The 9,988-nt window shown below is 51.0% G+C and carries 2 protein-coding genes; both read left to right on the top strand.

Going from position 1 to position 9,988, the window contains the following annotated elements; translation table 11 throughout:
- Positions 1 to 215 precede the first annotated feature (215 nt).
- Positions 216 to 1,139, top strand: a complete 924-nt coding sequence (locus FCL48_RS22650) for an efflux RND transporter periplasmic adaptor subunit (protein ID WP_136875992.1) — start codon at positions 216 to 218, stop codon at positions 1,137 to 1,139.
- A gap of 21 nt (positions 1,140 to 1,160) precedes the next feature.
- The coding region (locus FCL48_RS22655) for a tandem-95 repeat protein (protein ID WP_136875994.1) at positions 1,161 to 9,988 on the top strand (8,828 nt) is incomplete at its 3' end.

The following is a 9,988-nucleotide window of genomic DNA, read 5'->3' on the forward strand; positions in this document are numbered from 1 at the left end:
ACAGGGGTAGTCCGCCTTTTTTAGTGACGTGTAGATTCTTGCTTTTTTAAAGAATTTCGTGGGGAAACGTATCGCCGCTTTCAGGGATCGTTTCCGAGAAACACAACCGTCCTCCACGGTTGGTTTCAAGTAACCAAAAAAAGTTGATAAGTGCTCCTTGGCAAGGCAGATAAGAGTAAAAGAGAATAAACATCAGCCTGGGAGCATTGCTGCACATGCAACATCGAATACATCACATTACCGTCTTCCTTTTTTCCCTGTTTTTTGTAATAGCCTCTAGTCCGGTTCTTGGAGAGGATCTCACTGAATTCGAAGGATTGATAGAGCCCTTTGAACTCATCAACGTTGGTACTCCGGTGGAAGGGGTGGTGGCGCAGATCAACGTTCAACGAAGTTCTTCCGTGCAAAAAGGAGAGTCTCTTATTCTCCTCGAATCTTCAGTAGAAAATGCGGTTGTGGATAGAGCTGAAGTTATGGCAACAGTCGAAGGGGAACTGAGACTGCAGCAGGAAAAGCTTGCCTACGCAGAGCTAATGCATAAACGGGTACAAGAGCTGTTTGTTGGTGAGGCTATTTCTGCGGAGAAATATGACCAGGCAGCAGCCGAGGTGAAATTTGCCCGTGCGCAATTGCAAAAGGCCAAAGAAAACAGGTCGCTTGCTCACTTGGATCTTGCACGCGCCAAAGCTATGCTGCATCAACGGACCATTAAAAGCCCTATTTCCGGGATCGTGGTCGAACGTTTTGTTTCGCCCGGCGAATTTGTTGATAGTCAGCCTTTGCTCAGAGTTGCCCAGATGGATCCCCTGCGGGTGGAAGTAATCCTTCCCGCAGAGATGTTTCGAAAAATAAAGCCGGGAATGAAGGCTGAGGTTGTTCCTGAAACTGATCCAAACGGAAAATACAGTTCGACTGTGGCCATCGTTGACCGGATTATTGATCCGAAAAGTGGAACCTTTGGTGTGCGTCTTGAACTGCCAAATCCAGACTATCGACTACCCAGTGGTCTTAAATGTACTGTGCGATTTCTTGGAGGAGAAAATACAGCGTCTCCAAATAGTAGCTCTCGAACTTATGAGGGAGATAAAGTTGCAAAGGTTTCAGATCTGGAGCCACTTCCTGTACATCTTACTCAGTAAATTGTTTTCTGCGAGTCTACCATGACCAAAAGATACAGTAGAGCCATACTTTTTGAAGAGCTGGAGCCTCGTCTGCTCTTTTCTGCCGATGCATTGGACGCTGTGGCCGTGGCAGCTGTTGAGCAGGATATTAACGAAGTACCTGCTATAGAAACTGAGCTGGAAGACGGTACAGGGACAAATACCGCCGCGGTTGACCAACCTCAAGAGTTCGAGGGCTCAACGACCACAGAACCTGAAACCGTTGAAAACAAGGCTGGTGAGGAAGATCAAACCGAGCAGAGAAATTCGAGTACACCAGAGGATGAGCCTACAGTAGGTATTGAACAGGAATATATAGCTCTTGATTCAAATGATAAAACCACCGAATCCCAAACAGAACTGGCTGAAGAAGGTTCAATATCACTACCTTCCAATTCAACAATCACCAAAGAACTGGTTTTGGTTAACGATAATGTCGGCGACTACGAAGAGCTGATCGCCAATATCGGTGGAGAGAACAATAATCGCTCCATCGAGGTGATTCTCCTGGATGGCGAACAGGACGGTATTGACCAGGTTACCAAAATCCTTGCAGAGCACAACGATCTAGATGCCATTCATTTTATGACCCATGGGAGTGATGGTGCTGTTGCACTCGGTTCCGATTGGTTGAATCACGACAGTTGCAATACAAAGAGTGATTTCATCAGAGCCTGGAGCGATGCCCTGACCGAAACCGGGGACATCCTCTTTTACGGCTGTGATATCGCCGCCAGCAATGTAGGACTCAACCTTCTCAAGGACATTTCCGAATTGACCGGAGCCGACGTCGCTGCCAGCGACGATAAAACCGGTGCTGCTTCGCTGGGCGGGGACTGGGTTCTGGAATACAGGAGCGGCATCATTGAGACAGAGGTGGCTATAAGCGAACTTGGCCAGCAGAATTGGCAGGGTGTCCTTGCTGAGGTCGATTGGAACACCTTCCTGGGAGGCGACGTCGGCGACGACGCCAGGTCTTTGGCTGTAGACGCCAGTGGTAATGTTTATGTTGTCGGATACAGCGCGAGCACCTGGGGGACACCTGTACACTCTTATGGAGGAGGCAATGACGCCTACGTAACTAAGTTTGATACAAACGGCAATCTCCTTTGGAATACCTTCCTCGGAGGAAGCGGAGACGAGCAGGCCTTTGGCGTGAACGTAGACGCCACCGGCAATATTTACGTTGTCGGGCAGAGTACTGGCACTTGGGGTACGCCCGTAAGAGCATACAGTGGCGGTGCGGATGCTTTCGTAGCCAAGTTGGACAGCAGCGGTGCAATCATCTGGAACACTTTCCTGGGTAGTGGTGAAAATGATTGGGGCTATGGAATCGATACTGACAGCAGTGGCAATATCTATATCTCAGGTACGAGTAATGAGACGTGGGGCAGCCCAGTACGAGCCTTCAGCACCGGAGCTGATGCCTTTACCGTGAAACTGAACAGCAGTGGGACACTCGTCTGGAATACCTTTCTTGGTGGCACGGGCTCCGACGGCGCCAACGGTCTCGAGGTGGATGACAGCGGTAATATCTTCGTGGCCGGGTTCAGCAGCGCCACTTGGGGTACGCCCGTGCGCTCCTACAGTGGTAGTTTCGATGCCCTGGCGATGAAGTTGAATAACAGCGGCGTCCTTACCTGGCATACCTTCATGGGTGGCAGCGGCTATGAGGTGGCCGAAGGGGGTGCCCTCGACACCAGTGGTAATTTTTACTTGACAGGACGCGGCGATACGACCTGGGGAACACCTATCCAGGGTTATGGTGGTGGCTCCCGCGACGCGCTCGTGGTGAAAGTCAGCAGTGACGGCAACCTTGGCTGGAACACCTTCGCGGGCGGCACCGGTGTTGATTACGGATACGGTATTGCGGTGTCAGGGGATAGCATCTATCTTACTGGTTCCAGCGACGTGACCTGGGGTACGCCTTGGCGCACGTACAGCAGTGGCACTGAGGGCTATTTAGCCGAGTTCGACATCAACACTGGTAGCCTCACCATACATGGCTTTCTGGGCGGCAGTGGCAGAGATGTTGGTTATGGGGTTGCGGTCGATGGCAGTGGAGGGGTATATGTGGCCGGCGAAAGCGATGCCACTTGGGGTACACCTCAGAGCGCTTACAGTAGTGGCAAGGACGCGTTTATAACAAAAATCGGTGGAACCACGACGAATACCGCACCAACCACCAGCGGTATCGCTGATTTCAGTCTCAACGAAGATTATATCTCGACTACCGTCCTTTATCCGCACTTCGCTGATGCTGAAGACGCCGACGAGGACTTGGTCTATTCGATCACCAAAAATACAAACACCGGGCTGTTTGATTCAACATCAATTAATGGGTCAGGTGTACTCACCCTCAACACCGCAGCTAATCAGAACGGTGCGGCAGACATCACTGTAAGAGCAACGGATACCGGTGGGCTGTTTGTAGAAACTACCTTTACAGTTACCGTCACCCCGGTCAACGATACGCCGGAGATAACGCCAACAGGCACGACACTTTTATACACCGAAAATGACGGGGCCACCGCAATTGATCCGGGTTTGAGTCTATCGGATCCGGATAGCACGAACTTGTCGGGTGCTACTGTGCAGATTACCGGCAACTTCGTCTCTGCTGAAGATGTCCTCGGTTTCATGAACCAGTTGGGTATCACGGGTAGTTATGATTCCGGCACCGGCATCCTGACGTTGGCCGGTACGGCAACGGTAAGCAATTACGAAACGGCGCTTCGTAGTGTGACATATTGGAATATGAGTCAGGACCCCGATACATCGGTGCGCACGATCAGCTTTGCGGCCAATGACGGAATCAACACCGGGGTTGCAGCGACGCGTGATATCACAGTGACCTCGGTCAATGATACACCCGCGATTGACGAAAACTCTCTGACGATTAGTGAAAGTCAAACAGTGACCCTGACCAGCGCGGACATTTATGCCGGTGACGTGGATCATCCGGCCAGCGCCGTTACGATCACGGCATCGAATGTCACCGGTGGACACTTTGCGTATGGGAGCGCTCAGGGCACACCGATCACATCGTTTACTCAGCAGGACATAAATGACAACCTGGTGGTATTCGTGCATGACGGGGGGGAGGCTGCACCGACGTACGATATTACTGCATGGGATGGCGTTGATATGGAAGGCCCAAATGCGGCCACCATCACATTCAGCAACGTCAACGATGCGCCTGAACTCGATAGTAGTGGATTTCTAACGCTTACAACAATTACCGAAGATGCCACCAGTAATAGCGGCACTCTCATCTCTGACATCCTGGCCAGTGATGGTGGCGACAGCCGAATCTCTGATCCTGACCCAGGCGCGCTCGAAGGCATAGCGATTACCGGACTGACGAATAGTAATGGCACTTGGGAATACAATATCGGCTTAGGGTGGAATAGTGTCGGCGCCGTCTCTGAGACAAGCGCATTCCTGCTGCGGGCCACCGACAGACTACGATTCGTACCAAACGGACTTAATTCCGATCTGGGGACCGTGCTTTTTTCTGCGTGGGATCAAACCTCTGGTACTGCCGGAACTTTGGGGGACCGATCCAGTACCGGGGGTAGTACTGCCTTTAGCTCTCAGGTCGAGGCGGCCGTCATATACGTTACCCCGGTCAATGACGCCCCAAGCCTGAGTACCTCATCCCCATTTACGAACATTCTCGAGGATGATGTTAACAATTCCGGTATGCTGGTTTCAGCCTATGCTGATCTGGCAAATGATGTCGATTCAGGAGACGCAAACGGTATTGCCATTACCTCGGTTGATGATACTAATGGGACCTGGCAGTACACTCTTGACGGTGTGAGTTGGTCCGATATCGGCAGTGTCAGTACCAGCGGTGCACTTCTGCTTCCGGGAGATGGTGTGAGCAGATTCAGGTTTGTACCCAAAAATGATTACACTGGAAGTTCGGGTATATTGAATTATAAGGCTTGGGACCAGACGGAAGGTGCCTCTGGCGACCATGCTGATGTAACCGTCTCCGGTGGTACTTCAGCATATAGTTTTGGAACAAATGGCGCGGCATTATCTGTTATTGCGGTCAATGACGCACCAGTCCTCGGACCTATCGGCAACCAGGTTGTAGAGGAGGGTTCGCTACTGACATTTACCGCTACAGCCTCTGATGTCGATGTTCCTGCCAACACGCTCACCTTCAGCCTGAGCGGCACGGTTCCCACTGGTGCCACGATCGACGCTAGCACCGGTGTATTCACCTGGACGCCGACCGAAGTCCAGGGACCTGGTGTCTACACCTTTGATGTGACCGTCTCCGATGGCACTCTGGCCGACAGCGAAACCATCACCATCACTGTTAATGGGGGGAACGATGCTCCTGTATTGACTTCGAGTATCGGCACGCTGTCCTACACAGAAAATTCAGGACCTTTTCTGCTGGGCATTACTGCAGTAATTACTGATGTCGATTCAGCAGACTTTAATGGTGGTGAGCTCACGGTGCAGTTATCGGCAAACGGACTCCCTGAAGATAGACTGACCATTCGCAATGAAGGAACGGGGACTGATGAGGTCGGTGTCAGTGGGGTAGATATTTCCTATGGTGGTATCACGGTTGGTACATTTAACGGGCCGGTCACTGGTAGTACAGCCCTGATCGTGAAATTCAACGAAAATTCGTCGGCTGCGATTGCCCAGGCTGTGCTCCGCAATCTGACCTATGAAAATACTTCCGAAGATCCATCAACAACCACGCGAACCATTATTGCCTATGTCAGCGATGGGGATGGTGGCACAAGCGACACGGTTATGGGTTATATAGCACCGACAAAAGTCAACGACGCCCCGACCGTCAGTACCACGCCAACCAACGTCGAATTTGTAGAAGACGAAGCGACATTCACGACGGTGATTGCTGACATCCCCGGTGGAGGGTTGACAGACGTGGACAATACGATTCTAGGTGTTGCGGTCACGGGATATTCAGCGACCAGTGGAACATTCGAGTACAGTATCGATGGCGGGGTGACGTGGCACTCGCTTGTTGGTGTCAGCGATACCAGTGCCAGGTTGTTGCGGCTCACCGACATGGCGAGGTTTACTCCAAGTACGACCGATGGCGGCACGCTGTCAATTTCCTATCGCGGTTGGGATCAAACCAGTGGAACCGTGGGGACACTGGTGGATGTATCAACCAACGGTGGATCGACGCCCTACAGTTCCGATACCGCCGTCTTGAATCTGAACACAGTCAGTGTCAACGATGCACCTATTGCTGTCAGCGACCGACCTTCCCTGAACTTTGATGGCGTTAATGATTATATCCAGATAGCGGATGATTCCAGTTTATTTATGTCAGATACTTTGACTATGGAAGCCTGGATCAATCCCAGCATTGGGGCTACCGGCTCCCAGCTTATTATCAACAAGGAAGGAGAATATGAGCTGGGCATTACGGCAGATACCGGCGAAATAATTTTCGCTATCGCTGAAGTGGGAACTCCGGATCATTGGACCTGGCATAACACCGGGTATTTTGTCACCTCTGGAGAATGGACCCATGTGGCTGTAACCTATGATGGTGTTGCCGGTGAAGCCAATACCTATATCAACGGCGTGTTGGTAGACACCTTTGTCCAGGCGGGTGCAATAGGAGACGTTTACACAGCCTATAATGATTTGATGATTGGTGGTCGTGGAAATGACACGGATGAACGTTTCGATGGCCAGATCGCCGATGTTCGTGTTTGGACTACGGTCAGAACTGAGTCTGAGATCAGCGCTAACCAGAATACTACTCTGACCGGCTCCGAAACCGGGCTTGTAGGCTATTGGCTACTCAACGATGGATCAAGCACGACGGCAATAGATAGTTCACTCGAAGGGAATGATGGTTTACTCAATGGTGGAGCGACCTGGAGTGATTTCACCGTAGATGAAGATGGCACGCTGACTGTGCAGGCCCCAGGCATCCTGATCAACGACTTTGATGCTGATGGCGATACGCTGACAGTCAACACCACACCAGTTGTAAATGTTAGCAATGGATCGCTCATCCTCAACAGCGATGGTTCATTTACCTATACACCAAATGCTGATTTTAACGGCGTTGACAGCTTTACTTACGAAGTTTCTGATGGCAATGGCGGAACAGATACCGCAGTCGTCAGTATTACTGTCAATCCGGTTAACGATGCACCAGTTATAACGCTTGGCGTCTCTGATTCCGTTGCAAGCTATGACTTTGAAAGCGGTGTTGCTTCTGGCATTAGTGGTGCACCGGACATCACCGTCAATTCACCAGCCAGCATCAGTACCTCGGATGGCGCTTCCGGCAGTACGGCTGGCTTGCTTTTCCCCTTCGGGGACAACAATAGTTCGACCCATCCGGTTAGTATCAGCTCGATTCCAGGTGTCGCAACATCCGGTGAATTTTCGTTCGCTGCTGATGTACGGTTTGATACCGGCGACGGTGCTCGCTTCTGGGAAACCGTTTTCGATTTCGGTGGTGGGTCTGACAACAACAATATTTGGATGGGTAGAGATGGTTATAGTCCTAACGACCTTCATGTCACTGTCTATAACGGGTCAACCCAGACAGGACCCTTAGTCGTTACAGATGCGCTGAAAGACATTGAAGGTGAGTGGCATCATTATGCGGTCTCGCTTGACGCGAGTGGTCAGTTGGATGTCTATATTGACGGTGTCTCAGCGGGGTCGATGGTAGTTGACGCTGTTCCTGTCTACTCCGAGTGGGATGAACACTACATCGGCAGCGGCAGCTGGTTGGACGATTCGCAGTTTCAAGGTGCGATGGACAATATCGCGATCTTTGATACCGCACTTTCGGCAGAGGCTGTCGCGTCATTGGCATCCGGTTTGCCTGCAGTTGTGGGGCCACTCCAGTACAACGAAAACGATCCTGCCACAAAAGTCTTGACAGGGATTTCCTTGTCAGATGTTGATGACACCAACCTCGAATCCGCAACCGTCTCAATCACGGGCGGTCACGTCAGCAGCGAGGATGTGCTCGCTTTCACTAACCAAAACGGCATCACCGGATCATGGAATGCCACCACTGGTACCCTCACACTGAACGGTTCTGCCACTGTTGAGGAATATCAAACGGCACTCCGATCGATCACCTACGAAAACACTTCGGATGCTCCCGACGTGACTGTTCGCACGGTAAGTTGGAACGTCAACGATGGCACCACAGCCAGCAATGTCGCGACCAGTACCATCAATATCACCGCTACCAACGATGCGCCGGTGGCCGTCGATGACGCCGTAACCGTAACCGAAGATGTGCTTTACACCTCAGTTGCTAGTCTGGTATCGAATGACACCGACCTTGATCTCGATAGTTTATCGGTTATTGCCGGAACCTTTACCACATCCCAGGGCGGTACACTGACTCTGGCTGAAGACGGCAGCTATACCTATATTTCCGCTTCCAATTTTAGCGGGACGGATACGGTTAATTACACAGTCACCGATGGTAATCTGACCGATACGGGCTTATTAACCCTGACCGTGACCGCGGTCAATGATGCACCGATCTTGACGGTCCCAGGTGCTCAGAACATCAATGAAGACATGACACTGGCGGTCACAGGAATCTCAGTCGACGACGCCGACTCCAACGTGACTTCGGTTCAGCTTTCGGTCACCAACGGAACGGTCATTGTGACGCTTTCGGGCACGACCCTTTCTGCTGGCGCCAACGATTCGGCAACGATGACCCTCGTCGGTACGCAGGCTCAGATAAATGTAGCTCTCGCGACGTTGACTTATCGAGGTAGCGAGAATTACAACGGTACCGATTCGCTTGCGATCATCGCCACCGATGGAGGTGGACTTACCGACAGCGAGAATGTCGTGATCAACGTCGCCTCCGTAACGGATCTTTCTGCTGCAGATGACAGCTTTACCACTGACGAAGAGGTCACTCTGAATGCCGATGTCTCTATCAATGACAGCACGACTTCCGGTGGCAGTCTGAGTTATGCGGTTAACAGTGATGTAGCCAATGGAACATTGTCTCTTAATAGTGACGGTACTTTTAGCTACACCGCTGATGCAAACTTCACTGGCAATGATAGTTTCACCTATACCGTTACCGATAGTGCTAGCGGTGAGTCGGATATTCGGAGCGTTGATCTAACCATTAACACCATCACAGATCTTAGTGCCCAGGATGACAGTTTTACCACCGACGAAGATGTTACCCTGAATGCCGATGTCTCTATCAATGACAGCACGACTTCCGGTGGCAGCCTGAGTTATGCGGTTAACAGTGATGTAGCCAATGGAACCTTATCCCTTAATAGTGATGGAAGTTTTAGCTACACAGCTGATGCCAATTTCAATGGATCTGACAGTTTCACCTATACCGTTACCGATAGCGACAGTGGCGAGTCTGATATTCGGACCGTCAATATTACCATCAACGCCATTACAGATCTCAATGCCCAGGATGACAGCTTTACCACTGACGAAGAGGTCACCCTGAATGCCGATGTCTCTATCAACGATAGCACGACTTCCGGTGGCAGCCTGAGCTACGCTCTGGACAGTGATGTAGCCAATGGAACCTTATCCCTCAACACTGATGGTACTTTTACCTACACCGCTGATGCCAATTTCAATGGATCTGATAGTTTCACCTATACCGTTACCGATAGTGCTAGCGGTGAGTCGGATATTCGGACCGTTGATTTAACCATTACTGCAGTCACTGATCTTTCTGCTGCAGATGACAGCTTTACCACCGACGAAGATGTTACTTTAAATGCCGATGTCTCTATCAACGATAGCACGACTTCCGGTGGCAGCCTGAGTTATGC

It is taken from the genome of Desulforhopalus sp. IMCC35007, assembly GCF_005116575.1.
Lineage (GTDB): Bacteria > Desulfobacterota > Desulfobulbia > Desulfobulbales > Desulfocapsaceae > Desulforhopalus_A.

Coding starts and splice junctions, on each gene's coding strand:
- FCL48_RS22650 (WP_136875992.1), top strand. CDS start 216: ATGCAACATCGAATACATCACATTACCGTCTTCCTTTTTTCCCTGTTT.